General features: G+C 72.7%; 22 protein-coding genes and 2 riboswitches. Of the genes, 13 read left to right on the forward strand and 9 right to left on the reverse strand.

Annotation, left to right across the window (positions count from 1 at the left end; genetic code table 11):
* Both SM611_RS24150 and SM611_RS24155 read left to right on the forward strand, forming a co-directional pair.
* Window positions 1-411 carry a cytochrome c oxidase subunit 4 gene (locus SM611_RS24150; protein WP_371952184.1) on the forward strand — a complete coding sequence of 137 codons (411 nt, stop codon included), beginning with the start codon at window positions 1-3 and terminating at the stop codon, window positions 409-411.
* A 133-nt stretch (window positions 412-544) separates the two neighbouring features.
* The gene (locus SM611_RS24155; protein ID WP_371952185.1) at window positions 545-1,828 is read left to right on the forward strand and encodes a L,D-transpeptidase; all 1,284 of its coding nucleotides are present in this window, start codon (window positions 545-547) and stop codon (window positions 1,826-1,828) included.
* Between the two features lie 9 nt (window positions 1,829-1,837).
* Here SM611_RS24155 and SM611_RS24160 read toward each other — a convergent pair whose 3' ends face one another.
* From SM611_RS24160 to SM611_RS24180, 5 genes are all read right to left on the reverse strand, one after another.
* On the reverse strand, window positions 1,838-3,244 hold the full coding sequence (locus tag SM611_RS24160; RefSeq protein ID WP_371952186.1) for a M48 family metallopeptidase: 1,407 nt from the start codon (window positions 3,242-3,244) through the stop codon (window positions 1,838-1,840).
* The gene (locus tag SM611_RS24165) at window positions 3,241-4,554 is read right to left on the reverse strand and encodes a hypothetical protein (RefSeq protein ID WP_371952187.1); all 1,314 of its coding nucleotides are present in this window, start codon (window positions 4,552-4,554) and stop codon (window positions 3,241-3,243) included. The genes SM611_RS24160 and SM611_RS24165 overlap by 4 nt, the downstream gene beginning before the upstream one ends.
* Window positions 4,555-4,593: 39 nt before the next feature.
* Complete coding sequence (locus tag SM611_RS24170) at window positions 4,594-5,427, reverse strand: CHAP domain-containing protein (protein ID WP_371952188.1); 834 nt, start codon at window positions 5,425-5,427, stop codon at window positions 4,594-4,596.
* A gap of 11 nt (window positions 5,428-5,438) precedes the next feature.
* A riboswitch (cyclic di-AMP (ydaO/yuaA leader) is annotated at window positions 5,439-5,577 on the reverse strand.
* A gap of 152 nt (window positions 5,578-5,729) precedes the next feature.
* A riboswitch (cyclic di-AMP (ydaO/yuaA leader) is annotated at window positions 5,730-5,924 on the reverse strand.
* Window positions 5,925-6,422: 498 nt separating this feature from the next.
* Complete coding sequence (locus SM611_RS24175; RefSeq protein WP_371952189.1) at window positions 6,423-7,478, reverse strand: C40 family peptidase; 1,056 nt, start codon at window positions 7,476-7,478, stop codon at window positions 6,423-6,425.
* 188 nt (window positions 7,479-7,666) lie between these two features.
* Window positions 7,667-8,914 carry an NYN domain-containing protein gene (locus tag SM611_RS24180; protein WP_371952190.1) on the reverse strand — a complete coding sequence of 416 codons (1,248 nt, stop codon included), beginning with the start codon at window positions 8,912-8,914 and terminating at the stop codon, window positions 7,667-7,669.
* Window positions 8,915-9,221: 307 nt separating this feature from the next.
* Here SM611_RS24180 and SM611_RS24185 point away from each other — a divergent pair, with 307 nt between their 5' ends.
* The 3 genes from SM611_RS24185 to SM611_RS24195 are packed head-to-tail and all read left to right on the forward strand — an operon-like array spanning window position 9,222 to window position 12,167.
* Complete coding sequence (locus SM611_RS24185) at window positions 9,222-11,066, forward strand: DEDD exonuclease domain-containing protein (RefSeq protein ID WP_371952191.1); 1,845 nt, start codon at window positions 9,222-9,224, stop codon at window positions 11,064-11,066.
* 4 nt (window positions 11,067-11,070) lie between these two features.
* Window positions 11,071-11,820, forward strand: a complete 750-nt coding sequence (locus SM611_RS24190) for a rhomboid family intramembrane serine protease (protein ID WP_371952192.1) — start codon at window positions 11,071-11,073, stop codon at window positions 11,818-11,820.
* Window positions 11,821-11,879: 59 nt separating this feature from the next.
* Entirely contained in the window at window positions 11,880-12,167 is a 288-nt protein-coding gene (locus SM611_RS24195) for an Lrp/AsnC family transcriptional regulator (RefSeq protein WP_371952193.1), read from the forward strand.
* Window positions 12,168-12,196: 29 nt separating this feature from the next.
* On the opposite strand, the gene SM611_RS24200 is transcribed toward SM611_RS24195, so the two are convergent.
* Both SM611_RS24200 and SM611_RS24205 read right to left on the reverse strand, forming a co-directional pair.
* Window positions 12,197-12,898: a PDC sensor domain-containing protein gene (locus SM611_RS24200; RefSeq protein WP_371952194.1), complete on the reverse strand. Its 702-nt coding sequence runs from the start codon at window positions 12,896-12,898 to the stop codon at window positions 12,197-12,199.
* A 15-nt stretch (window positions 12,899-12,913) separates the two neighbouring features.
* Window positions 12,914-13,630 (reverse strand): FadR/GntR family transcriptional regulator, encoded by a 717-nt coding sequence (locus SM611_RS24205; protein WP_371952195.1) that lies wholly within the window; start codon window positions 13,628-13,630, stop codon window positions 12,914-12,916.
* A 79-nt stretch (window positions 13,631-13,709) separates the two neighbouring features.
* On the opposite strand from SM611_RS24205, the gene SM611_RS24210 reads away from it, so the two are divergent.
* Genes SM611_RS24210 through SM611_RS24225 form a run of 4 tightly spaced genes read left to right on the forward strand, consistent with a single transcriptional unit; the run spans window position 13,710 to window position 17,719 of the window.
* Window positions 13,710-14,753, forward strand: coding sequence for an ABC transporter ATP-binding protein (locus tag SM611_RS24210; protein WP_371952196.1), 1,044 nt, complete (start codon window positions 13,710-13,712; stop codon window positions 14,751-14,753).
* Between the two features lie 34 nt (window positions 14,754-14,787).
* Window positions 14,788-15,999, forward strand: coding sequence for an ABC transporter substrate-binding protein (locus tag SM611_RS24215; RefSeq protein WP_371952197.1), 1,212 nt, complete (start codon window positions 14,788-14,790; stop codon window positions 15,997-15,999).
* The gene (locus SM611_RS24220) at window positions 15,978-16,910 is read left to right on the forward strand and encodes an ABC transporter permease (RefSeq protein WP_371952198.1); all 933 of its coding nucleotides are present in this window, start codon (window positions 15,978-15,980) and stop codon (window positions 16,908-16,910) included. Before SM611_RS24215 ends, SM611_RS24220 begins: the two co-directional genes overlap by 22 nt.
* A complete protein-coding gene (locus SM611_RS24225) occupies window positions 16,910-17,719 on the forward strand; it encodes an ABC transporter permease (protein ID WP_371952199.1) in 810 nt (269 codons plus the stop codon). Before SM611_RS24220 ends, SM611_RS24225 begins: the two co-directional genes overlap by 1 nt.
* Before the next feature lie 33 nt (window positions 17,720-17,752).
* On the opposite strand, the gene trpD is transcribed toward SM611_RS24225, so the two are convergent.
* Together trpD and SM611_RS24235 are read right to left on the reverse strand one after the other, a co-directional pair.
* On the reverse strand, window positions 17,753-18,802 hold the full coding sequence (trpD, locus tag SM611_RS24230; RefSeq protein ID WP_371952200.1) for an anthranilate phosphoribosyltransferase: 1,050 nt from the start codon (window positions 18,800-18,802) through the stop codon (window positions 17,753-17,755).
* A 47-nt stretch (window positions 18,803-18,849) separates the two neighbouring features.
* Window positions 18,850-19,272, reverse strand: coding sequence for a hypothetical protein (locus SM611_RS24235; RefSeq protein WP_371952201.1), 423 nt, complete (start codon window positions 19,270-19,272; stop codon window positions 18,850-18,852).
* A 93-nt stretch (window positions 19,273-19,365) separates the two neighbouring features.
* On the opposite strand from SM611_RS24235, the gene ctaE reads away from it, so the two are divergent.
* From ctaE to qcrB, 4 genes are read left to right on the forward strand one after another with little or no spacing between them, the layout of a single operon-like run.
* The gene (gene ctaE, locus SM611_RS24240) at window positions 19,366-20,022 is read left to right on the forward strand and encodes an aa3-type cytochrome oxidase subunit III (RefSeq protein WP_371952202.1); all 657 of its coding nucleotides are present in this window, start codon (window positions 19,366-19,368) and stop codon (window positions 20,020-20,022) included.
* Between the two features lie 35 nt (window positions 20,023-20,057).
* A complete protein-coding gene (qcrC, locus tag SM611_RS24245; RefSeq protein WP_371952203.1) occupies window positions 20,058-20,969 on the forward strand; it encodes a cytochrome bc1 complex diheme cytochrome c subunit in 912 nt (303 codons plus the stop codon).
* Complete coding sequence (gene qcrA / locus SM611_RS24250; protein WP_371952204.1) at window positions 20,966-22,081, forward strand: cytochrome bc1 complex Rieske iron-sulfur subunit; 1,116 nt, start codon at window positions 20,966-20,968, stop codon at window positions 22,079-22,081. Before qcrC ends, qcrA begins: the two co-directional genes overlap by 4 nt.
* Window positions 22,078-23,703, forward strand: coding sequence for a cytochrome bc1 complex cytochrome b subunit (qcrB, locus tag SM611_RS24255; RefSeq protein WP_371952205.1), 1,626 nt, complete (start codon window positions 22,078-22,080; stop codon window positions 23,701-23,703). The genes qcrA and qcrB overlap by 4 nt, the downstream gene beginning before the upstream one ends.
* Window positions 23,704-23,731: the final 28 nt, after the last annotated feature.

Here is a 23,731-nt window from a genome sequence, read left to right on the forward strand (position 1 = left end):
ATGCGCGTCCAGGCGTTCATGTTCTACGGGTGCGCGGTCTTCTTCCTCGCGACCGACGTCGTGTACTGGCTCTGGTCCAAGGACTGGACGGGCACGACCGCGCTCGGGCTGGCGGTCGGCCTCGCCGGGCTCATCGGGTTCTACGTCCACTTCACGGTCCGCCGCCTCGAGCGGGCGAACGCGGGCCCGCTGTTCGAGGACGACCCGGAGGGCGACATCGCGGACGCGGCCGGTGAGCTGGGCTTCTTCAGCCCGCACAGCTGGTGGCCGCTGTTCGTGGGCCTGTCGGCCGCGGCGGTGTCGCTCGGCGTCGTGTTCGGCTGGTGGCTGGTCATCCTCGGCGCGTGCGCCGCGATCCTGACCACGATCGGTCTGGTCTTCGAGTACTACCGGGGTCATTTCGCCCACTGATCAGTAAAAGAACCCCATCGGGGGCCGGTGTCCGCTTTTTTGCGGGTACCGGCCCTTTCACATACTGGGCGCCGTTCCAGCACCGGGCTGGGCAGGCGGACCGATCGCCCAGGAGGACGACCGGGGGGACCACATGCGGGTGGGTGGCTCGGGACCGGGGGAGCGGGGGCGGCGCACCGCCGCCGTCCTCGTCGGCGCGAGCGTCGTGGCGGGGGCCGCGGCGTGCTCGGGAGGCGGTGAACCGGACGGCGCGGCCGCCGTGCGGCTCGCGGTGTCGCCCGCGGGCGGCGGCGGGAAGCTCAGGCCGGACAGCCCGATCGACGTCCGGGCGCACGGCGGCACCATCGAGAACGTCACCGTGTCCGCCGGGGACGGCGCGGTCGAGGGCGACCTCAGCGCGGACCGGACGCAGTGGCGGTCGCGCTGGTCGCTGACGCCGGGGCAGACCTACACGGTGGCGGCGACGGCGCTCGGGAAGGACGGCAGGACCCGCACGGTGTCCAGCCGCTTCACCACCGCCGAGGTCGCGAAGACGAACGCGGCGACGATCGAGGCGCCGTACGACAAGGAGACGGTCGGCGTCGGGATCCCGATCATCATGAACTTCCAGCGCCCGGTCAAGGACCGGGCGGCGGTCGAGCGGGCCCTGGAGGTCACCGCCGACAAGACCGTGGAGGGGGCGTGGCACTGGTTCGGCGACCAGCAGGTCGTGTTCCGGACGAGGCAGTACTGGCCCGCCCACGCGAACGTGCGGTTCCAGGCGCACCTCAGCGGCGTGCGCACCGGCGGGGAGGTGTACGGCGGGAAGGACTACGCCGTCGACTTCAAGATCGGTGACTCGCACGTGTCGACGGCGGGCGAGGACAACCACAAGATGGTCGTGATGGTGAACGGCAAGAAGGCCCGCACCATCCCGACCAGCATGGGCAAGGGCGGCGCCCGCATGTACACCACGACCAACGGGGTCCATCTGACGATGGGCAAGGAGGACCCCACCGTCATGACGTCGGACTGGATGGGCATCGCCCCCGGAGGCGCCGGCGGCTACAGCCTGACCGTGTACAAGTCCGTGCGGATCTCCAACAGCGGCGAGTACGTCCACAGCGCGCCGTGGTCCGTCGGCAGCCAGGGGCACGAGAACGTCAGCCACGGCTGCATCAACATCAGCCCGTCCAACGCGAAGTGGTTCTACAAGCTCAGCTACCGGGGCGACCCGGTGCGGGTGACGGGCACCAGCCGCGAGCTGGAGCCCGACAACGGCTGGGGCTTCTGGCAGCTCGGCTGGGACGACTGGGTGAAGGGCGGCGCCCTCAAGAAGCCGGTGACGACGGCGCCGCACGCGGACGCGGCGACGCTGTCCGCCCGGCCGGGCGGACAGCCGAAGGCGCCGGCGGAGCAGGGCGCGGAAGGGAACTGACGCCCCGGCTCACCGGCGCGGCGGCGGCGGGACCGGCGCGCCGTTCATGCGGGCCCAGTCGCGCGCCATCGCGATCCGGTCGGGCCCCGACGGATGCGACATCCACAGGAGGTACTCCAGGGCGTCGGGGCTCAGATCGGAGATGTTGCGCACCGACAGCGCGTGCTGCATCGACACGAATGTCGCCGGGTCACGGGTGAGGTTCAGCGCGTGCGCGTCCGCCCGGGCCTCGATGCGCCGGCTGACGAGGTTCTGGACGGGCGCGGCGAGCTGCGTCCCGGCGGTCACGAGCGCGAGCAGCAGCGCGATGGTGCGCGGGTCCGCCGCCCCGCGCCCGCCGCCCGGGCCGGGCTCCCCGGGCGCCTCGTCCGGGCCGCCGTCCGGATCGGCTCCCGCGCGCCGCAGCAGGCGCGGTGAGGTCATCAGGAGGTACAGCAGGCACAGCGCCCCGGCGATGCCCAGCGCGCCCACCAGCGTGCCCCACAGGACGTCGTCGCGCTTGGCGTGGCCCAGCTCGTGCCCGACGATCGACTCGATCTGCGGGCGCGGCGACTTCAGCAGCGTGTCGTACAGGACGATCCGGCGCGTGGAGCCGAACCCGGACACGTAGGCGTTCAGCGCGGTCGTCCGGCGGGAGGCGTCGGCGACGAGGACGTCCTTGACGGGCACCCCGTCCCGCTCCGCCATCGCGAGGAGGTCGCTGCGCAGCCGGCCCTGCTCCAGCGAGTGGAACTTGTTGAACACCGGCTCCACCGCGACCGGGTAGATGAACGACACGAGGACGACCAGGACGAACCCGCCGGCGGCGGCGCCCGTCCACCAGTAGCGGGGGAAGCGGCGCATGAGGGCGTACAGGAGCAGCAGCGCGATCGCGTAGAGGACCCAGGTGACGCCGAGCGACTTCAGCTGGTCGACGAGCCACGCCGGCCAGCTCTGCGTCGACAGCCCGTACCGCCGCAGGACCGACTCGCTCCAGACGTCGAACGGGAGCCCGGCGAGGCGGAGCACCGTGGTGAGCGCCAGCACGGCGAGGACGACGCGGAGCGGGCGGCGGCGGGTGCGGGCCGTGACCCGCGCGATGAGGCGCGCTCCGAGCGGGGTGAGGCCGAGGACGAGGATCACCGCCAGGCCCGCCAGCAGCCCCGCGTACGCGGGCGGGTTGACCGCCGAGTCGAACGCCCTGGAGCGGGCGATCTCGGCCGGGGAGAAGTCGAGCGCGGGATCGGCCCGTACGTGCCCGCCGGGGACGTGTCCGGGCAGCGGGTTCCACGGGGTGGTCAGCGCGAGCACGGCGCCGACCCCGGCGAACAGCACGGCGGCGGCGACCCCGGCGGCGACACGAGCCCGCCGCGTCCCTCTCGTGTCGTCCGTGGGGGGACGGCCCTCCGCGCCCCCCGGCTCGCTTCGCTCACTCAAGAGAGTTCCCTCTTCACATAGTCGCGCCACACGGCGGTGAAGCGGTCCCGGGTGAGGCCGAGCACGTCGCCCAGCGCGGCCGCCTCGGGGACGCGCCCGGCGGCCCGGTACAGCCGCACGAGCGTCGCCTCACCGTAGCGGTCGGCGACCATCCGGCAGGCGAGCCAGGCCTCCTGGTACGCCTGGGAGAGCCGGGGGGAGCCGCCCGCGAAGTCGGCGGCCGCCGGCAGCGCGGCCGGGAGCCGCCCCGCCGCGACCTCGCGGCGCAGCTCGCCCGCCGCCGACCGGGCGCCGATCCTGACGCGCCGGTAGCCGACGTAGTCGGCGAAGCCCTCGATGAGCCACAGCGGGGTCCGCCGGTCGCGGGCGCCCCCGGTCGCCACGTGCGTCAGCTCGTGCGTCAGGACGACGTCGCGGCCGAGGGCGTTGAGGCGGCCGAACGTGCCGGGGGAGACGATGACGCGGTCCTCGCCGCGGCCCCCGCCCGCCGACGGCGCGACGGTGGCGAGGGCGGCGATCTCGTCCAGGCTCTGGCCGGGGCCCGCCAGCGCGGACGCGAGCCGCGCGTCGGCCGGGACGAGCGCCACGACCCGCTGCGCCCACCCCCGGCCCACGACGCCGGTGACGACCGGCACGGCGGCGTCCAGCCGCGTGGCGATGCCCTCCAGGCCCGTGCTGTCGCCGATGACGAGGCTCGCGCGGCCCTCCACGACGGACAGCGGGCCGCCGTCCCAGATGCCGGCGTCGTCGGTGAGGCCGTGGGACGTCCCATCCCCGACGATCCGCCAGGTGCCGGAACCGGGGGCGAGGGTGAGGTAGCGGGTGCGGGCCACGTACCCCTTGTCGAAGCCCCGCAGCTTGAAGCGGACCTCCACGCGGACCACCGCGCCGTCCGCCTCCACGGACTGCGTGCCGGAGACACGCTCCTGCCAGCCCTCCAGAGGCAGCTTGCGGAGGTTGTCGTACATGCGGGACTGGACGTCCTGGAACGCCCTGGGCGCGTCGCCCACGGTGGCGAGGAAGGCGATGCGGTCGCCGTCCCGCACGGCCCGCGTCCGGTTGGCGAGAACGGCGGCGGCGTCGTCGGGACGGAACGGCCCGGCCGCCTCGGCGCGGCCGTCCGGGGCCGCGCGGACCTGCGGCGCCCCGCCGCCGGACCGGGCGCCGAGGAGCCCGGCGCCGCCCGCGAGCAGCGCGGCGGCCCCGCCCGCGCCCAGGGCGAGAACCCTGCGCCGCGTGACGGGGCCCTGCTCGGGATCCCCGTGGCCGGGGTCGCCGTGCTCGCCTTGGTCCGGGGGGCCGTCCTCCACGCTCGCGATCCTATGCAGCCCGCGCGGCCCGGGGCGCCGTCACGACCTGTAGTCGGGGTAGCCGTAGCCGACGACGTCGCCGGTCGAGCGCTCCTTGATCTTGACGGCGTTGCCGGTGTTGCCCTCGACGGCCTCGATGGTGTCGTCGTCGATCTTCTCGATCACCATGCCGACGTGCCGGATGTCGTCGACCGCCTTGCTGCCGCTCCAGGCGTAGAAGACGATCGCGCCGGGCTTCGGCTCCGTGCCCCAGCGGCCGTGCGACTGGAACCAGCGCGCGTGCTCGACCGTCCAGGCGTCGCTGCCGATCTGGTCGCTGAAGCCGACCTGCTCGCCGACCCAGGAGACGAACATGTCGCACCACTGGGCGTCGCTGTAGCCGCTGACGGAGCCGCCGTCGCGAGCGACGGTCTCCTTGGCGCGGGCGGTGGTCATGTACCACTTCTGGAACTTCGTCTCGCCGCCGCCGTCCTCCTCCACGCCCACCTGGGACCTGGCGATCTTGATCACCTCGGCGGCGGTGGGCCGCGGCTTGCCGGGCTTCTCGGGTGCGGCGGCCTTCGGCTCGGCGGCCTTCGGCTCGGCCTGCCGTCCGCCCTCCCTCTTCTCGGGCGCCGCCTCGGACGCCTTCTTCGGCGGGCCCCCGTCCTTCTTCTTGCCGGGGGTGACGCCGGCGGCCGTGGCCGTCGCCGGGGCGGAACCGAACGGCAGGACGGCCGCCTGCGCGGTGGCCGCGGCGGTGCCGAGCACGGCGGCGCCGACGATCACGCCGCCGGTCGTCCGCCACGTGAGGGACAGGGATCTCGGCTTGCGGTGCCTGCCCGAGGGCTTCTCGGGACTGACCGGGGTCTGCTTGCGGTGTGCTCCTGGCACGGGGGGATCTCTCCTCGACTTCCATGCCGCCTACCGGGTTAGCTGACGGGTTCGGGCGTGGAAGCCGCCCTACGGCCTGCGGGCAGGCCGATTCACCCCGTGGAAAAGGACGCGATGGGTCCCCGGCTCCGCGTCCGGCGCGTGTGCGCGCCGGTCCGCGGACTCGGCGGTGACGTACCCGGGCGGGCACGCCGGTTCGGATGGGATGCTCCGGCGGGCGGGGGCGCCCGCGGAGCGCAGGGGTTCTCAGGGCGTGGCCGCATGGGGCGGCCACGCCCAGGGAACGCTGCGGAACTCACTCCTTCGTTTCTCCCAGACGCCTACCGGGTTAGCTGACGGGTTCGGGCGTGGAAGTAGCCCTACGGCGGCTCTCACCAGAGGGGGGAGAGACGCGCCGATTCACCCCGGGTGCCGGAATGCCCGTCCGGGAGGTGTCCCGGACTCCGGCGGTGTGGGTCCCCGGTTCCGCGCTTCGGCGGATTCGGCGCTGCCGCTGCGATCCTGGGGGCGAGATGGGGCCCGGCGCGGGACCTGTCTCCCGCGTGCGAAAGAGCGGCGCTGATGTTGTGGACGGACGCCGGCCCCGATCCGGGGGAGCGTCCGGGGGCCTGACCCGGAGGACCGCCGTGGCAGCGCGCTCAGCGCCATGCACGCTGCTGGCGTGCGCACGGTGGGCCGGGACGGCCACGGCCTGCGTGCAGGCCGGTTGCTGCGAACGGTGCGGCGCCGTCGGCGCCGTGGGGCGACGCGTGGGTCGTGCCGCCCGGGGGGAGCGGCGCGTGGCTCGCGCCGCCGGATACGCGGCGGCTGGATGCGCCGCGTGGGGCCGTGGCGCCTGGTGGGCGCCGCGGGGCCGCAGCGCCTGGAGGGCGCCGGGGTGGTGCAAAGGTACCAAAGCCCCAACAGAAGGCAAACCCCCCAAAATCAACAACGGACCAGGTCAACCCTGGTCCGTTGTCGAAGCGAGGCCCCGCGGCGCGGCGCGGGGCGGTGTGTCAGGGGCGTCCGGAGCCGTAGTAGCCGTTCAGGTAGTAGCCCGAGGTGATGCTGACGATCTGGACGTTCTTGCCGGTGCTGGGAGCGTGGATCATCTTGCCGCCGCCCACGTACATGCCGACGTGGCCGAGGCTGTTGAAGAACACCAGGTCGCCCGGCTGCAGGTTGCTCTTGGCCACCCGCTTCGTGGCGGCGTACTGCGAGTTGGTCGTGCGGGTGATGTTGACGCCCGCGGCGGCCCACGCCTTCATGGTGAGGCCGGAGCAGTCGTAGGAGCCCGGGCCCTCGGCGCCGTACTGGTACGGCTTGCCGAGCTGGGCGTAGGCGAAGTCGAGCGCCTTGCGGGCCGAGCCGCTGGCCGGGCCGGTGTAGGTGCCCCCGGTGCCGCCCGAGGACCCGCTGCCGCCGCCGGAGGACGTGCCGCCGCCGAGCCGCCGCACCAGCGCCTTCTGCTTCTGGACCTGCTTGTCGAGTTCCTTCTTCTTCTGCGCGAGCTCTTCCTGCTTCTGCTTCACCTCGTCGTAGGCCGTCTTGGCCTGCGCCTGCTCGCGGCGGAGCCGCTGCGCGGTCGCCAGGAACTGGGTGAGCTGGGAGCTGCGCTCGTGCGACAGGTGGGAGAAGACGGCCGCCTGGTCGAGGATCGCCTGCGGGTCCTTGCTGCCGACGAAGCCCGTGACGTCGGCGGAGTCGCCGTTCTTGTAGGCGGTGGCCGCCATCTGGGCGATCTTGGAGCGCTGCTCCTCGAAGGCGGCCTGCTCCTGCTTGCTCGCCTTGGTCGCCGCCGTGAACTTCTTCTTGGCGACCTTGAGCTTCTCCTTGTTCTGGTTGTACTTCTCGACCTCTTGGTCCATCAGCTCGTTGAGCTTGTCGAGCTTCTTCTGGGCCTGCGCCCTGGTCGGCTTGGGCTCGGCGTGCGCCACCACCGGAGCGGACGCGAGGGAGGCGGTCAGGCTCAGGCAGGCGACGGCCGCCAGGCGGCGGGACGCGCCTCTGCTCGCCGAGCCGCCTCTCCGGTCACGCCTTCGCGCTGGTGCCCCGATGAGATCTTTGGCCACGGTCGGTCTCGCCCCTCTCGTCCACGACGTCAGCGGACGACACTAGCGATGGCCGACAACCGCCACAACCGATTCGTCGCTCTTTGATTGACATCGGCGATCATTGTCGCTTTTTCGTGACATTCCGATCACGGAGTGCGAGGCGTCCCTTATCGGGGCCTTATCGCGGCCTTAAACGCGGCGCCGGCTCAGGAGCGGCCGAGCCGGCGCAGCAGCAGCGCGGACGGGCAGGGCCGGGCGTCGGCGCGGCGGGCGCCGTCGGCGACCTCGCGGTCCGAGGACACCACCACCACGGGACGGCCCGGCGGCTCGGCCCGCACCAGCTCGACGATCATCTCGTCCGCGGTCTGGCCCGGGGCGCTGAACCGCACCCGGACGCCGCGCGGCGCGGCGATCGCGACCGGGGCGTCCAGCTCCGCCCCGTCGAACACGCAGGTCACCTCGGCGCGGGTCTGCGCCGCCAGCCCGCCGAGCCCGGACACCAGCCGGCTGCGCTGGTCCGACAGCGGCAGCTCCCCGTACCCGGTCTTCGTGACGTTGTAGCCGTCCACGATGAGGTGCACATGCGGCAGCGTCAGCAGCCGGTCGAGCAGCTGCGGGTCGCCGTCGGACACGGCCCGGCCGGGCAGCGGGCGGTGCGCGTGGCCGCCGACCAGGTCGGCCGGGCGGCCGATGGTGGAGGGCAGCGCCAGCTCGCGGCGGATGCCCTGCGCCGCGTCGCCGAGCGTGTCGAGCAGCATCCGCAGCCGGACGTCGTCGACGTTGCGCCCCTCCCGCGCGGCCCGCTTGGCGGCCTCCGCGGCCGCCTCCGCCTGGGCGGCGCGGGCGCGCAGCTTGCGCAGCTCCTTCTCGGACGCGGCGGTCGACTCGCGGGCGGCGGCCAGCGCACGCTCGGTCTCGGCCGCGACCGCGCCCGCCCGCTCCTCCGCGGCCCGGAACCGGGTGCGCGCGTCGTGCAGCTTGCGGCGCAGCTCGGCGACCTCGGCCTTGGTCTCGCGCAGCTCCGCGCGCAGCTTGTCCAGCTCGGCGGAGCGCGCGGCGCGGGCGGCGGCCAGTTCCTCCTCCAGCGCGGCGACGCGGCGCCCGGCGGCCTCCTCCTCCGACACGCTCGCGGAGCGCTCCAGCTCGGCGCGCGCGGACTCCACCAGGTCCGTCCAGCCCGCGGGCCGCAGCAGGTAGGCCAGCACCGCGACGCGCACCGGGTCGGCGGCGGGCGGCACCCGGCCGTCCTCGACCGCCTCCACCAGGTCGGCCTGCGTCTCGCGCAGCGGCCCGGCGACCCGGCCCCGGAAGCCGGGGTCCTTCTCCAGCACCGCCGCGATGTGCTGCCCCGCGAGCTTGGCGCGCTTGCGGCGCTCGAACCGCGCGAACCGGCGCAGCGGAGCGGGGACCTCGTCGGCGGGCAGCGCCCCGATCAGGTCGGCGGCGGCCTCCACCACCGACTGCCGGACCGGCTCGGGGAGGGGCCTGCCCAGCCGTTCTCCGGACTCCGCGCAGCCGGGGGTCGCTTCGGGGCCGCTGTCGATGATCCCGCTCCTTCCGGGCTACGCCGCCGGTGGGCCTGTGTCTTCCCTGCCGCCCCGCGGTCTAATCGGCGATCGACCTGGGCGGACGTGCGGTCGGGCGGCTCGTGCCGGGCTCCCCGGAACCCGTCCCCCGCGGCCCCCGCCCGGCGGGACGCGCCGACGCCCCCAACCCTAGCGGCACGAAGTTCTGTCGGTGGGGTCCTCTACGGTCGCGCACATGACGGCTGCGCACGGTGGTCAGGGGACCGACGCCCGCGTTCAGGGCGTCCAGGGCGTCCAGGGCACCCTGGACGACCTCGGCACCCCGCTCTCCGACGTCACCTTCGTGGTGGTCGACCTGGAGACCACGGGCGGCTCGGCCGCCGACTCGGCCATCACCGAGATCGGAGCGGTGAAGGTGCGCGGGGGAGAGGAGCTCGGCGAGCTCGGCACCCTGGTCGACCCCGGCGGGCCCGTCCCGCCGTTCATCACCGCGCTGACCGGCATCACCACCGCGATGGTGACGGCCGCGCCGCGCATCGAGGCGGTGCTGCCCGCGTTCCTGGAGTTCGCGCGCGGCTGCGTGCTCGTCGCGCACAACGCCCCGTTCGACATCGGCTTCCTGAAGACCGCGTGCGCCGCGAACGGCTACGCCTGGCCCGCGTTCGCCGTCGTCGACACCGTCGACCTCGCGCGGCGCGTCCTGTCCAAGGACGAGGTGCCCAACTGCAAGCTCGGCACCCTGTCGCGCTTCTTCCGCACGTCCACCGAGCCGACGCACCGCGCGCTCGCCGACGCCCGCGCCACCGTGGAGGTCCTGCACGGGCTCATCGAGCGGCTCGGCTCGTTCGGCGTCACCTCGCTGGAGGAGATGCGCGGCTTCGCCAAGGCGCCCACCCCCGAGCAGCGCCGCAAGCGGCACCTCGCCGACGACGTGCCGAGCACGCCCGGCGTCTACCTCTTCGAGGACCACGCCGGCGAGGTGCTGTACGTCGGCAAGAGCGGCGACCTGCGCTCACGCGTGCGCAGCTACTTCACCGGCTCGGAGACGCGCTGGCGCGTCCGCGAGATGGTCGGCCTCGCCGAGAACGTCCGGACGATCGTGTGCGCCACCGGGCTGGAGGCGGAGGTCCGCGAGCTGCGGCTGATCGCCGAGCACAAGCCGCGCTACAACCGCCGCTCCAAGTTCCCCGAGCGGGCGATCTGGCTGAAGCTCACCGTGGAGCCGTTCCCGCGGCTGTCGATCGTGCGCGAGTGCCGCGCCGACGGCGCCCGCTACCTCGGGCCGATCTCCTCGCGGCGGCAGGCCGAGGAGGCGCGGGCGGCGCTGCACGAGGCCGTCCCGCTGCGGCAGTGCACCCAGCGGCTCACGCTCCGGCTGATCGAGAGCGGCAAAGCCGGGGCGGCGGGAGCACGCGCGTGCGCGCTCGCCGAGATCGGACGCTGCGGCGCGCCCTGCGACGGGCGCGAGTCCGCCGACGCCTACAACGTCCACGCCGGGACGGCCCGCTCGGTCATGGAGGGCGACGTGCGCCCGGTGGTGGCCGCCGCCAAGGTGCGCATCGACCGGCTCGCGTCCGAACTCCGCTACGAGGAGGCCGCCGCCCAGCGCGACCGGCTCGCCGCGTTCGTCCGCGCCGCCGCGCGCGGGCAGCGGCTCGCCGCGCTCGCCCGGCTCCCGGAGCTGGTGGCGGCGCGGCCCGCCTTCGACGGCGGCTGGGAGCTGGCGGTCGTGCGCTACGGCCGGCTCGCCGCCGCCGGGACCGTCCCGCCGCGCGCCCAGCCCCGCCCCTACGTGGACGCGCTCATCGCCACCGCCGAGACGGTGTTCCCGCCCGCGGGGGAGGCGCCGGGCGGCGTCGCGCTCGGCGCGCCGCCCTCGGCGGGCGCCACCGCCGAGGAGATGGAGTGCGTGCTGCGCTGGCTCGACCTGCCCGGCGTCCGGCTCGTCGAGGTCGACGGCCCGTGGACGTGCCCCGTGCACGGCGCCGAGGGCCTGCGCGAATGGATCGACCGCGCCTACGACAGGCCCTACGAGCGGCACGAGCCGTCGCATCGGAGGGCCGGCCGGCCGCTAAGGTGACCGTGTGGCACTGCCCCTCTACGACAGCCAGCCGGCCCGGCGCGTCCCGTGGGTGACGTACCTGCTGGTCGCGGCCAACGTGGTGGTCTTCCTGCTCACCCCCATGTCGAACTTCGCGACCTGGTACGGCGAGGACCGGGTCCGCGAGTGCCGGGCGGCGCACTTCACCTACGAGTACGGCGCGGTGCCCAAGGAGCTGACCACCGGCGACCAGCAGCCGATCCCGACCGACATCGCGCACGACTGCGGGCCCGCGACCTTCCACAAGGCGCCCTGGACGGCGGCGTTCACCTCGATGTTCCTGCACTCCGGCGCGCTGCACCTGCTCGGCAACCTGGTCGCGCTGTTCGTCGTCGGCATGGGCGTCGAGGACCGCCTCGGCCGATGGCGCTACCTCCTCGGCTACCTGGCGTTCGGGCTCGTCGCCGTCTACGGGTTCGCCTGGACGTCGCCGGACTCGACCGTCCCGCTGATCGGCGCGTCCGGGGCGATCGCCGGGGTGATGGGCGCCTACGTGATCCTCAACCCGCGGGGCCGCATCGTGAGCTGGGTGCCGCCGGTCATCGTGGTCCGGCTGCCGGTGTGGGTGGTGCTGGGCTACTGGTTCGTCCTGCAGTGGCTGTCGCTCGGCGACGAGAAGAGCAACGTGGCCTACACCGCGCACATCTACGGCTTCGCCGCCGGGGTGGTGTTCGCTCTCCTCGCCCGCCGCGCCGGCCCCGCGCGGCGCCTGGCCGCCCTGAGCCGCGGCTGACCCTGCCGGTAGGGTCGGAGGGTCCGATCTGACGGGGCGAATCTCACGGGGAGGGTGAAGTGGTCACTGCGATCGTGTTCGTCAAGGCCGACGTCGCGCGCATCCACGAGGTGGCCGAGACGATCGCCGCGCTGGACGGCGTCAGCGAGGTCTACTCCATCACCGGCGACCACGACCTGATGGCGATGATCCGGGTGCGCCGGAACGAGGAGCTGAACGACGTCATCCCGGGCCGCCTCAACAAGGTCGACGGCGTCGTCGGCACCGAGACCCACATCGCCTTCCGCACCTACTCCCAGCACGACCTGGAGCAGGCCTTCGCGCTCGGCCTCCCCGACGCCGACTGACGCCCGCCCGGCCGCCGGCGGACGGCCGGCTAGGGCCCGACGCCGAGGGCGACGCAGTGCACGCCGTCCCCGCACGGGCGGGCGGCGTGGCCGGGGCTCTCGCGGTAGACGGCGCCGGGCGGCCACGTCGCGGTGTTGGACGCCATGACGCGGCCGGGGGCGTTGACGACGAACGCGGGCGCGGGGATCTCGCGCAGCACGGGGACGATCTCGTTCTCGAACGTCCGGGCGAACACGTCCGCGGCGGCGACGCCGGCGAAGGCCCCGGCGACGTGCACGGGCGCGGACAGGGTCAGGACGTACTCGTCGCTGCACAGGTAGTCGACGTAGGGCCCGCAGACGGTCCGCTCGGCGCCGCTCTCGGGGCCGGTGAACCACTCCCAGCTCGTGTAGTCGTAGAGGGCGCTGCGCTCGGGGTCCAGGTCGCGCAGCAGCCGGCACGGGCGGCCGGCGGGGCCCGCCTGCCACCACTCCATGTACCAGGCGGCGTCGGCGAGCAGCTGCGGCGCGGCGATGAACCCGAGGCCGCAGACGAGCGGGCCGAGCCGGGGGAGCAGCAGCGGGCGCAGCGCGGCGAGGTCGGCGCTGACGGGGGCGCGGCCGGCGCGCTGGACGTCCGCGAGGCACCGGGCCGTCGCGTCGCGGACCCGGGCCACCGTCTCGAAGACGCCGTCCAGGGTCGCGCGGACGTGTGCCGCCGCCGCGCCGACGGCCGGTGGCTCGGCGGGCATGGGTCCCCCTCGGGGTCAGAGTGCGAGCCGTCGTTCAATGAGACGTTCTACCGCATTCAAGACGTGACTTTCAGCTACATCGCGGGCTCGGGCGTCGTCGGCGTCCGCGATGGCGCCGACGATCCCGGCGTGCTCGGCGTCGACGCGGCCGCGCCGGTCCGGCAGGTCGTGCACGGCCCAGACCAGCGGCCCGATCTCGGCCTGGAGCCGGATCTCCTCGCGGGTGAGCCGGCCGGACTGGGACGCGGCGGCGACCTCCAGGTGGAGCCGGCCGTCCAGCCTGCACATGCCGGCGCCGGCGGCGGTGCCCGCCATCTCCTCCAGGGAGCGGCGCAGCCGCCGGACGTCGCCGGGCAGCGAGCGCAGCGCGGCGAGGCGCGCGGCGGCGCCGGCGATGGCGGCGTAGTGGTCGCCGAGGTCGCGCAGCTCTTCCGCGCTGAGCGAACGGAGCCGCTCGTCGAGGTCGAACGGCCTGGCGGGGGCCCGGACGAAGCTGCCGCCGCCCCGGCCGCGCCGGGTCTCGATGAGTCCCTGCTGACGCAAGGCCATCAGTGCTTCGCGTAGTGTGACCGTGGATACACCGAGATGTGCCGCGAGGTCGGTCTCGCTCGGCAACTGCTCCCCGTCGCCGAGGAGGCCGAGCGCGATCGCGTCGGTGAGCCGCCGGACCACCGCGTGCACCCGCGCGGTGTTGTCGACGGGAGCGAACACGACGAGGTGCGCGCTGTTCATGGGCCCCCTCCCGGTGTTGCACACAGTGATACCGGAACATCACTTGAACTGAAACCTATGAATCCATATGTTTTCGGTCATGCCGGTGACAGCGGTGAGGATCCGCGATCTGCGCAAGACCTTCGGTTCCGTCGAGGCGGTGGCGGGCGTCGACCTCGACATCGGGGACGGCGAGTTCTTCTCGATGCTCGGCCCGTCCGGGTCCGGGAAGACGACCGTGCTCCGGCTCATCGCGGGCTTCGAGCGCCCGACGTCCGGCACGGTCGAGCTCGGCGGCACCGACGTGACGGCCCTTCCGCCGTTCGACCGTGACGTCAACACCGTCTTCCAGGACTACGCCCTCTTCCCGCACATGGACGTGCTCCGCAACGTCGAGTACGGCCTCAGGGTGCGGCGGGTGCCGCGGGCGGAGCGCCGCGAGCGCGCCCTCGCGGCCCTGCACGGCGTCCGGCTCGGCGGGCTGGAGTCGCGCCGCCCCGGCGAGCTGTCGGGCGGCCAGCGCCAGCGGGTGGCGCTCGCCCGCGCCCTGGTCAACGAGCCGAAGGTGCTGCTGCTGGACGAGCCGCTCGGCGCGCTCGACCTGAAGCTGCGCGAGGAGATGCAGGTCGAGCTGAAGAGCCTGCAGCGGCGGGCGGGCATCACGTTCGTGTTCGTCACCCACGACCAGGAGGAGGCGCTGACCCTGAGCGACCGGGTCGCCGTCCTGAACGGCGGCCGGATCGAGCAGGTCGGCACGCCGGCCGAGGTGTACGAGCGACCGGCGACCGAGTTCGTGGCGGGGTTCGTCGGGACGTCCAACCGGATCGGCGACGTCTGCGTCCGGCCGGAGAAGATCCACGTGGCGACCGGCGGCGACGGGCGGGAGGGCGCGCCGGGCACGGGGGACCGGCACGCCCTCGGCACGGTCGCCGAGGTCGTCTACGCGGGCGCGGTGACCCGCTTCGTCATCGACCTGGAGTCGGGGGACCGGGTCGTGGCGCTGGAGCAGAACCTGCGGACGTCCTCCATGGACGTGCTGGGCCGGCGCGGTGCCCGCGTCCGGATCAGCTGGCACGAGGCGCACGAGTTCCACGTCCCGGGCGCCGGCGCGGGCACCGGCACCGCCCCGGCGCCCGCCTCCTGATTCACCCCCAACCCCCGAAAGCAAGGAGTTCCCCATGTGGTCCACACGCGTGGCGCTCGCCGCGGCGGCGACGCTGGCGATCGGACTGACGGCCGCGGCCTGCGGCGACGGCGACCCGGGCGGCAAGGCGTCCGGGGCCGGGCAGGGCGGCTTCACCGTCCCCAAGGTCCCGATGCGGCAGTCGCTCGGCGCGGGCGAGGGCGCGGTCAACCTGGTCGCCTGGGCCGGCTACGCCGAGGACGGCTCCAACGACCCGAAGGTCGACTGGGTCACGCCGTTCGAGAAGCAGACCGGCTGCAAGGTCAACACCAAGATCGCCGGGACGTCCGACGAGATGGTCACGCTGATGAAGACCGGCGAGTACGACGCGGTCTCCGCCTCCGGCGACGCCTCGCTGCGGCTGATCGCCTCCGGGACGGTCGCGCCGGTCAACACCGGCCTCGTGCCGAACTACGCCGACGTGTTCGCGGGCCTGAAGATGAAGCCGTGGAACTCGGTGAACGGCGTCTCCTACGGCGTCCCGCACGGCCGCGGCGCCAACCTGCTGATGTGGCGCACCGACACGGTGAAGACCGCCCCCGACTCGTGGGGCGCGGTGTTCGACGCGAACTCCCCGTACAAGGGGAAGATCACCGCCTACGACTCGCCGATCTACATCGCCGACGCCGCCCTCTACCTGATGTCGGCCAAGCCCGAACTCGGGATCAAGAACCCGTACGCGCTCGACCAGCAGCAGTTCGACGCGGCCGTCGGGCTGCTGAAGACGCAGCACGGGCTCATCGGCGAGTACTGGTCCGACTACACCAAGGAGGTCCAGGCCTTCAAGAGCGGCGACTCCGTCCTCGGGACGACGTGGCAGGTCATCGCGAACCTCGCCGAGGCCGAGAAGGCGCCGGTGAAGGTGACGCTGCCCAAGGAGGGCTCCACCGGCTGGTCCGACACCTGGATGGTCGGCGCGAAGGCCAAGCACCCGGACTGCGCCTACAAGTGGCTCGACTGGATCGTGTCGCCGAAGGTGAACGCGCAGGTCGCCGAGTGGTTCGGTGAGGCCCCGGCGAACGCGAAGGCGTGCGGGGAGACCGCCGACAAGAAATTCTGCGACACCTTCCACGCCACCGATGAGAACTACTTCTCCAAGGTGCACTTCTGGACGACGCCGATCGCGCAGTGCCTCGACGGGCGCACGGACGTCACGTGCGTCGACTACTCCAAGTGGACCCAGGCGTGGACCGCGATCAAGGGATGACCGCCCCCGCCCGCACCGGCGGTGCGGACGCCCGCCCGGCGCCGGGTCCCCGGCGCCGGGCGGCGGCCCTGCTGCACCGCCGGCCGCGGCTGCGGCTGTCGCTGCTGCTGTCGGCGCCGCTCGCCTGGCTGGTCGCCGTCTACCTCGGCGCCCTCGCCGCCATCTTCCTCACCGCGTTCTGGACGACCGACGTCTTCACCGGCGAGGTCGTCCGCCGGTTCACCCTCGCGAACTTCCAGACCCTGCTGGACGAGCCCGTCTACCGGACGGTCGCGCTGCGCAGCCTCGGCGTCGCGGTGGCCGTCACCCTCATCGACACCGCCATCGGCTTCCCGATGGCGCTGTACATGGCCAAGGTCGCGAGGCCCCGGCACCGGCCCTACCTGATGATCGCGATCCTGGCACCGCTGTGGGCCGCCTACCTCGTCAAGGCGTACGCGTGGCGGGTCATGCTGCAGCAGGGCGGACTGCTCGACGAGGCGCTGCGGCCGTTCGGGCTCGGCAGCCCCGGCTACGGCCTCCCGGCGACCGTGCTCGTCCTGTCCTACCTGTGGCTGCCGTACATGATCCTGCCCGTCTACACCGGCCTGGAGCGGCTCCCGGACTCGCTGCTGGACGCGTCCGGCGACCTCGGCGCCCGGCCGCTGCGCACGTTCCGCACGGTCATGCTGCCGCTGGTGTTCCCGTCCCTGGTGGCGGGGTCGATCTTCACGTTCTCGCTGTCGCTCGGCGACTACATCACCGTGAAGATCGTCGGCGGCCGGAGCCAGCTGCTCGGCAACGTCGTCTACGACAACATCGGCGCCGCCAACAACCTGCCGTTCGCCGCGGCCGTCGCCACGATCCCGGTGGTGGTGATGCTCGGCTACCTCGCCGCCGCCCACCGCACCGGCGCCCTCAGGGAGCTGTGATGACCTTCTCGCCCGCCGCGCGGATCGCGCTGCGCGTCCTCATGGCCCTCGGCCTCGCCGTCATCTACGTGCCGCTGCTCGTCGTGCTGGTCAACTCCGTCAACGCCGACAAGACGTTCGGCTGGCCGCCGCCCGGCTTCACCGGGCGCTGGTGGTCGCAGGCCCTGGACAACGAGGGCGCCCGGCAGGCCGTCCTCACCAGCGTCAAGGCGGGGCTCGGCGCGACGGCCATCGCGCTCGTCCTCGGCACGATGGCCGCGTTCGCCGTGTCGCGGTACCGGTTCTTCGGACGCGAGACCGTGTCGCTCGTCGTCGTCCTGCCGATCGCCCTGCCCGGCATCGTCACCGGTATCGCGCTCAGCAACGCCTTCCAGGTCGTGCTGAAGCCGCTCGGGATCGGGCTGGGCCTGTTCACCGTCATCGTCGGGCACGCCACGTTCTGCGTCGTCACCATCTACAACAACGTCCTGGCCCGCCTCCGCCGCACGGGGACGAGCCTGGAGGAGGCGTCCGCCGATCTCGGCGCGGACACCTTCCAGACGTTCCGGTACGTGACGCTGCCGGCGCTGCGCTCGGCGTTCCTCGCCGGCGGGCTGCTGTCGTTCGCGCTGTCGTTCGACGAGATCATCGTGACCACGTTCACCGCCGGGCCGGGCGCCACCACGCTGCCGATCTGGATCTTCAACAACCTGTTCCGCCCGAACCAGGCGCCGGTCGTCAACGTCCTCGCCGCCGCGCTGATCGTCCTGTCGGTCATCCCGATCTACATCGCGCAGCGGGTGTCGAGCGGCGCCAGGGGAGTGGCGTGAGCGGGGGAGCGGGCGCCGACGACGGGGGCGGGCTCAGCCGCGCAGCGCCCGGGTCGTGTCGATCCAGCGGTCGAGGAGGGTGCTCGCGGCGCCGGAGTCGACGGCCCGCGCGGCGCGCTCGAAGCCGTCGCGCAGCGCGGCGGTGAGCTTGGCGGCGGGCGGCGCGCCCTCGTAGGCGGTGATGAGCGCGGCGGCGTTCAGCAGCACCATGTCGCGGACGGGGCCCGGCGCCCCGGCGAACGTCTCGCGCGCCACCCGGGCGTTGAACGCGGCGTCGGCGCCGCGCAGGTCCTCCGGCCGCGCCGGCGGGATGCCGAGGTCGGCCGGGTCGAACGTCGTCTCCGTGGCCGTCCCGTCGCGGACGACCCACACCGTGGAGGTGCCGGTGGTGGTCAGCTCGTCCAGCCCGTCGTCGCCGCGGAACACCAGCGACGAGCAGCCCCGCGCCGCGAACACCCCGGCGATGACGCCCGCCATCCGCGGGTGGAACACGCCGACCGCCTGCGCGGACGGGCGCGCCGGGTTCGTCAGCGGGCCGAGGAAGTTGAACACCGTCGGCGTGCCGAGCTCGCTGCGCGTCCGCGACGCGTGCCGCAGCGCCGGGTGGTAGAGCGGCGCGAAGCAGAAGGTGATGCCGAGCTCCCCGGCGACCCGCGCGGTGTCCTCCGGCGGCAGGTCGATGGCGACGCCGAGGTGCTCCAGCAGGTCGGCGGCGCCGCACGAGGACGACGCGGCGCGGTTGCCGTGCTTGACGACCCGGACGCCGGACGCGGCCGCGACCACGGCGGCCATCGTGGAGACGTTGACGGTGTGGGCGCGGTCGCCGCCCGTCCCGACGAGGTCGGCGATGGGGCCCGGCACGTCGATGCGGGTGGCGTTGTCCATCATCCCGTCGGCGAGGCCGGTGACCTCCTCGACCGTCTCGCCCTTGGCCCGCAGCGCGATCGCGAAGCCCGCGATCTGCACGTCCGTGGCCTCCCCGGCCATGATGCTGTTCATGGCCCAGGAGGTCTCCTCGCTGGACAGCGAGCCGCCCGACAGGAGGGCGTTGAGCAGTGCGGGCCAGGTGGTGCGCGCGTCCATGTCCCCTACCGGGTCTCTTCTGGGGTCGGCGTTACAGGGCTTCGCCCTCAGAGGGCGGTGAGGCGGTTCGCGAGGCGGGCGCGCATCAGTTCGGCGAGCGCGTTCGCGAGGGCCATCGGGTCGACCGGCAGGGCCACGACGGCGTCGGCGCGCGACCAGGTGGCGAGCCAGCCGTCGTCGCGGCGGCCGATCAGCGCGAGGACCGGCGGGCAGTCGTACACCTCGTCCTTGGCCTGCCGGCACACGCCGAGCCCGCCCGCGGGCTGCGCCTCGCCGTCGACGACCAGGACGCCGATGTCGCCCCGGTCCAGGCGCTCCACGACGGCGGGCTGGGTCGCGATCTCCACGAACTCGACCTTCGGCAGGTCGGCGGCGGGACGGCGCCCGATCGCCATCCGGATCTGGGCGCGGGTGTTCGCGTCGTCGCTGTAGACGAGGACCTTCATCGGGCTCTCCGGGGCGGTGCTCATGCACGTGAGGGTACCGGGTCGCGGACCCGGGCAACACGCTCGGGGAACCCTAGGAGGGGGGTCATGCGCCACTCACGGGATGGGGGCGCAATAATGTCGCCCGTGACAGCATCCGCGATAGAGACAACACCTCACGCACGGGCGAACCGTCCCAATCTGGTCAGCGTGGGGACGATCGTTTGGCTGTCGTCCGAGCTGATGTTCTTCGCGGCGCTGTTCGCGATGTTCTTCACGATCCGCTCCGTGACGATCGGCCAGTCCGGTGAAGACGCGTGGCCGGGCGCACCCCTGGACCTGCCGCTGTCGGCGGTGAACACGACCGTTCTGGTGCTGTCCTCGGTGACGTGCCAGATGGGCGTGTTCAGGGCCGAGGCGGGCCAGGTCGGGCGTGACGGCGGCCTTCTGAACTTCCGCCGCTGGGGACTGCGCGAGTGGTACATCCTCTCGTTCCTCATGGGCGCCTACTTCGTCGCGGGCCAGGGCTACGAGTACTTCAACCTCGTCACGCACGACGGGCTGACCTTCTCGTCCTCCGCCTACGGCTCGATCTTCTACCTGGCCACCGGCTTCCACGGACTCCACGTGATCGGCGGCCTGATCGCGTTCCTCTTCCTGCTCGGGCGCACCTACGCCGCCAAGCGCTGGACGCATGAGCAGGCGACGAGCGCGATCGTCGTCTCCTACTACTGGCACTTCGTCGACGTGGTGTGGATCGGCCTGTTCTCGGTCGTTTACCTGCTCGACCTCTGACCCATCCCGACGACATGACCCGAACGGGGATTTCCGTGAAAAGGATCACCGCATGGCGACGGCGCCCGTGGGCGGGCTACGCCGTCGTGCTGGCGGCCCTGGCGGCGATCGGCGTGATCTACGCCGGCTTCTCGCCGCAGACCGACCGCGCCGAGGCGCAGGGCACCGCGCAGGCCGCGGAGGACTTGAAGCACGGGCAGGAGCTGTTCAACAAGAACTGCGCGAGCTGCCACGGGCTGAACGCCGAGGGCACCAAGGACGCCGAGGGCAAGGCGATCGCCCCGAGCCTCATCGGAGTGGGCGCCGCCTCCGTCGACTTCCAGGTCAGCACGGGCCGCATGCCCGCGTCGAACCCCGGCGCGCAGATCCCGCGCAAGCCGCCGATCCCCGCCTTCAACACCTCGATCAAGACCGACTTCGAGGAGAAGGAGAAGCGGGAGGCGGCCGAGAAGCAGAAGGCCCAGGCCGAGAAGAACCTGGCCGACCTGCGGGCCTACATCTCCTCCCTGGGCGGCGGCCCCGAGGTGCCGCCCGCCTCCGCCGTCGACCCGTCCAAGGGCGACCCCGCGCTCGGCGGGAAGCTGTTCCGCACCAACTGCGCGCAGTGCCACAACTTCACCGGCCAGGGCGGCGCGCTGACCGGTGGCAAGTACGCGCCCGCGCTGTCGGGCGACGACGTCACGCCCACCCAGATGTACGAGGCCATGCTGACGGGCCCGCAGGCCATGCCGGTGTTCAACGACACCACGCTCCGGCCTGAGGACAAGCAGGCGATCATCGCCTACCTGGTGCAGACCCGCGAGGAGCCCAACCCGGGCGGTAACGGCCTCGGCCGCATCGGCCCGGTGAGCGAGGGCCTGGTCGCCTGGGTGGTCGGGATCGGCCTGATGGTCATGGCGGCCATGTGGATCACCGCGAAGAAGCCGAAGAAGCTGAAGAAGTCATGAGCGACGACAACAAGGAGACCGCGGGCTCGACGGGCCCGCGCGAGGACGACGGCCGGCGCGAACGCGTGATCGGCACGCCGTCCCCGGCGAGGGAGAAGGCGCTCCTCGCCGAGGACAACATCTCGGCGCCCGCGGGCGTGGGAGAGCAGCTCGACGAGGCGTCGGCCAAGCGCGCGGAGCGCGTCGTCGCGTCGTTCTTCCTGCTCGCGTTCCTGGCGAGCGTGGTGTTCATCGCCTACTTCATCGGCTGGAGCGGCCGCGACGGCGGCATGCACGGCATCTGGGACGCCCGCGAGGTCAACTTCTGGCTCGGCGGCACCATGGCGCTGGCGTTCCTGTCGATGGCGATCGGCATCACCATCTGGGTCCGCCGGCTGATGACCAGCAAGCCGATCGTCCAGGAGCGGCACGAGCTGGCCGCCGACGAGGAGACCAGGGCGGCCTTCAACCGCGACTTCATGGAGGGCGCGGAGGACAGCGGCATCACCAAGCGGCCGCTGCTGCGCCGCACGCTGCTGCTGGCCGCCGCGCCGCTCGGCCTGGCGCCGCTGGTGCTGCTGCGCGACCTCGGCCCGCTCCCGGAGAAGAAGCTCCGGCACACCTTCTGGGGCGACGCCGTGAAGCGGGCGCAGGCGGAGGGCAAGCGCGGCGTCCGCCTGGTGGTGGACGGCACCAACAAGCCGCTCAAGGTCAGCGACTTCGCCACCCCCGGCTCGATGATCACCGTCCTGCCGGAGGGCATGGAGGAGCACCTTCCCGAGGACCAGGTGCTCACCCAGGTCGCGAAGGCCGTGACGATCCTCATCAACGTCCCCTCCGGCGAGTTCAAGCCCGCCAAGGGACGCGACAACTGGCACGTGAACGGGATCGTCGCCTACTCCAAGGTCTGCACGCACGTCGGCTGCCCGGCGGCCCTGTACGAGCAGACGACGCACCACATCCTGTGCCCGTGCCACCAGTCCACCTTCGACGCCACCGACGCGGCGAAGGTCGTCTTCGGCCCGGCGGCCCGGCCGCTCCCGCAGCTGCCGCTGTCGGTGGAGGACGGTTACATCATCGCGACGAGCGACTACCACGAGCCCGTCGGACCGAGCTTCTGGGAGCGCGGATGAGCGAGGCGACAGCTCCGAAGGCGGTCGAGGCTCCGCTGACGTTCCTCGACGACCGCCTCGGTTCCACCACCTTCTTCAAGCGGAACATGAAGAAGGTCTTCCCGGACCACTGGTCCTTCATGCTGGGCGAGATCGCCCTGTACTCCTTCATCATCCTGCTGCTGACCGGCGTGTTCCTGACGCTCTGGTTCAGGCCGAGCATGGGCGAGGTCGTCTACGACGGCTCCTACGTCCCGCTCAAGGGCGTGAAGATGTCGGAGGCCTACGCCTCGACGCTGCACATCAGCTTCGACGTCCGCGGCGGCCTGCTGATGCGGCAGATCCACCACTGGGCGGCGCTGCTGTTCATGGCGTCGATCCTGGCGCACATGCTGCGGGTGTTCTTCACCGGCGCCTACCGCAAGCCGCGCGAGCTGAACTGGCTGATCGGCATCGGCATGTTCACGCTCGGCATGCTGGAGGGCCTGGCCGGGTACTCGCTCCCGGACGACCTGCTGTCCGGCACCGGCCTGCGCATCACGCAGGGCGTCGCCGAGGGCATCCCGGTCGTCGGCACCTATGTCTACATGTTCCTGTTCGGCGGTGAGTTCCCCGGCCAGGACATCGTTCCCCGCCTCTACATGGTGCACATCCTGCTGATCCCGGCGCTGCTGCTGGGCCTGGTCACCGCGCACATGATGATCATGTGGGTGCAGAAGCACACCGCGATGCCGGTCAAGAACCAGTCCGAGAAGCAGGTGTACGGCTACCCGTTCTACCCGGTGTTCATGGCCAAGACGGGCGCCTACTTCCTGTTCACCTTCGGCGTGGTGGCGCTGTTCGGCGCGTTCGCGCAGATCAACCCGATCTGGCTGTTCGGCCCGTACGACCCCGGCGCGATCTCCTCGGCGTCCCAGCCCGACTGGTACATGGGCGTCCTGGAGGGCTCGCTGCGGATCATGCCGGGCTGGGAGATCAACGCCTGGGGCCACACGCTCAGCCTGAGCGTGCTGATCCCGGCGGCGCTGCCGCTCGGCATCGTGTTCGGCGGCGCGGCGGCCTGGCCGTGGGTCGAGGCGTGGGTGACCGGCGACAAGCGGCACCACCACGTCAACACCCGGCCGCGCAACGCCCCGGTCCGCACCGCGACGGGCGTCGCCGCCGTCACGTTCTACGGGCTGCTGTGGCTCGCCGGCGCGAACGACGTCCTCGCCGACAAGTTCCACGTCTCGCTGTTCGCCACGACGTGGTTCTTCCGGGTGACGTTCTTCGTCGGGCCGGTCATCGCGTTCATCGTCACGAAGCGGATCTGCCTCGGCCTCCAGCGCAAGGACGCCGACATCGTCGGCCACGGCGTGGAGAGCGGCGTCATCCTCATGTCGCCGGACGGCAAGTTCTCCGAGCGGCACGAGCCCGCCCGCGACGAGGAGAAGCACGTCCTCCTGTCCAAGGAGAACGCGCGGCTCCAGCCGCCGGACCGGGACGCCAGCGGCATCCCCGCGCCCGGCTCCAAGGGCCCGATCGGTCACCTGCGCTCGCGGCTCAACCGCGCGTGGACCTACGACGACATCCCCGTCGAGGAGCACGAGCACGGGCACGAGGAGATCGAGAGCGGCCGGACGTCGCAGGAGATCAAGCACTGACCGCACGCGCAGGGGCCCGCCACCGCAG

The organism is Actinomadura monticuli (assembly GCF_041463655.1).
Taxonomy (GTDB): domain Bacteria; phylum Actinomycetota; class Actinomycetes; order Streptosporangiales; family Streptosporangiaceae; genus Spirillospora; species Spirillospora monticuli.

Coding starts and splice junctions, on each gene's coding strand:
- SM611_RS24150 (WP_371952184.1), top strand. CDS start 1: ATGCGCGTCCAGGCGTTCATGTTCTACGGGTGCGCGGTCTTCTTCCTC.
- SM611_RS24155 (WP_371952185.1), top strand. CDS start 545: ATGCGGGTGGGTGGCTCGGGACCGGGGGAGCGGGGGCGGCGCACCGCC.
- SM611_RS24185 (WP_371952191.1), top strand. CDS start 9,222: ATGACGGCTGCGCACGGTGGTCAGGGGACCGACGCCCGCGTTCAGGGC.
- SM611_RS24200 (WP_371952194.1), bottom strand. CDS start 12,898: ATGCCCGCCGAGCCACCGGCCGTCGGCGCGGCGGCGGCACACGTCCGC.
- SM611_RS24205 (WP_371952195.1), bottom strand. CDS start 13,630: ATGAACAGCGCGCACCTCGTCGTGTTCGCTCCCGTCGACAACACCGCG.
- SM611_RS24210 (WP_371952196.1), top strand. CDS start 13,710: ATGCCGGTGACAGCGGTGAGGATCCGCGATCTGCGCAAGACCTTCGGT.
- SM611_RS24215 (WP_371952197.1), top strand. CDS start 14,788: ATGTGGTCCACACGCGTGGCGCTCGCCGCGGCGGCGACGCTGGCGATC.
- SM611_RS24225 (WP_371952199.1), top strand. CDS start 16,910: ATGACCTTCTCGCCCGCCGCGCGGATCGCGCTGCGCGTCCTCATGGCC.
- trpD (WP_371952200.1), bottom strand. CDS start 18,802: ATGGACGCGCGCACCACCTGGCCCGCACTGCTCAACGCCCTCCTGTCG.
- SM611_RS24235 (WP_371952201.1), bottom strand. CDS start 19,272: ATGAGCACCGCCCCGGAGAGCCCGATGAAGGTCCTCGTCTACAGCGAC.
- ctaE (WP_371952202.1), top strand. CDS start 19,366: ATGTCGCCCGTGACAGCATCCGCGATAGAGACAACACCTCACGCACGG.
- qcrA (WP_371952204.1), top strand. CDS start 20,966: ATGAGCGACGACAACAAGGAGACCGCGGGCTCGACGGGCCCGCGCGAG.
- qcrB (WP_371952205.1), top strand. CDS start 22,078: ATGAGCGAGGCGACAGCTCCGAAGGCGGTCGAGGCTCCGCTGACGTTC.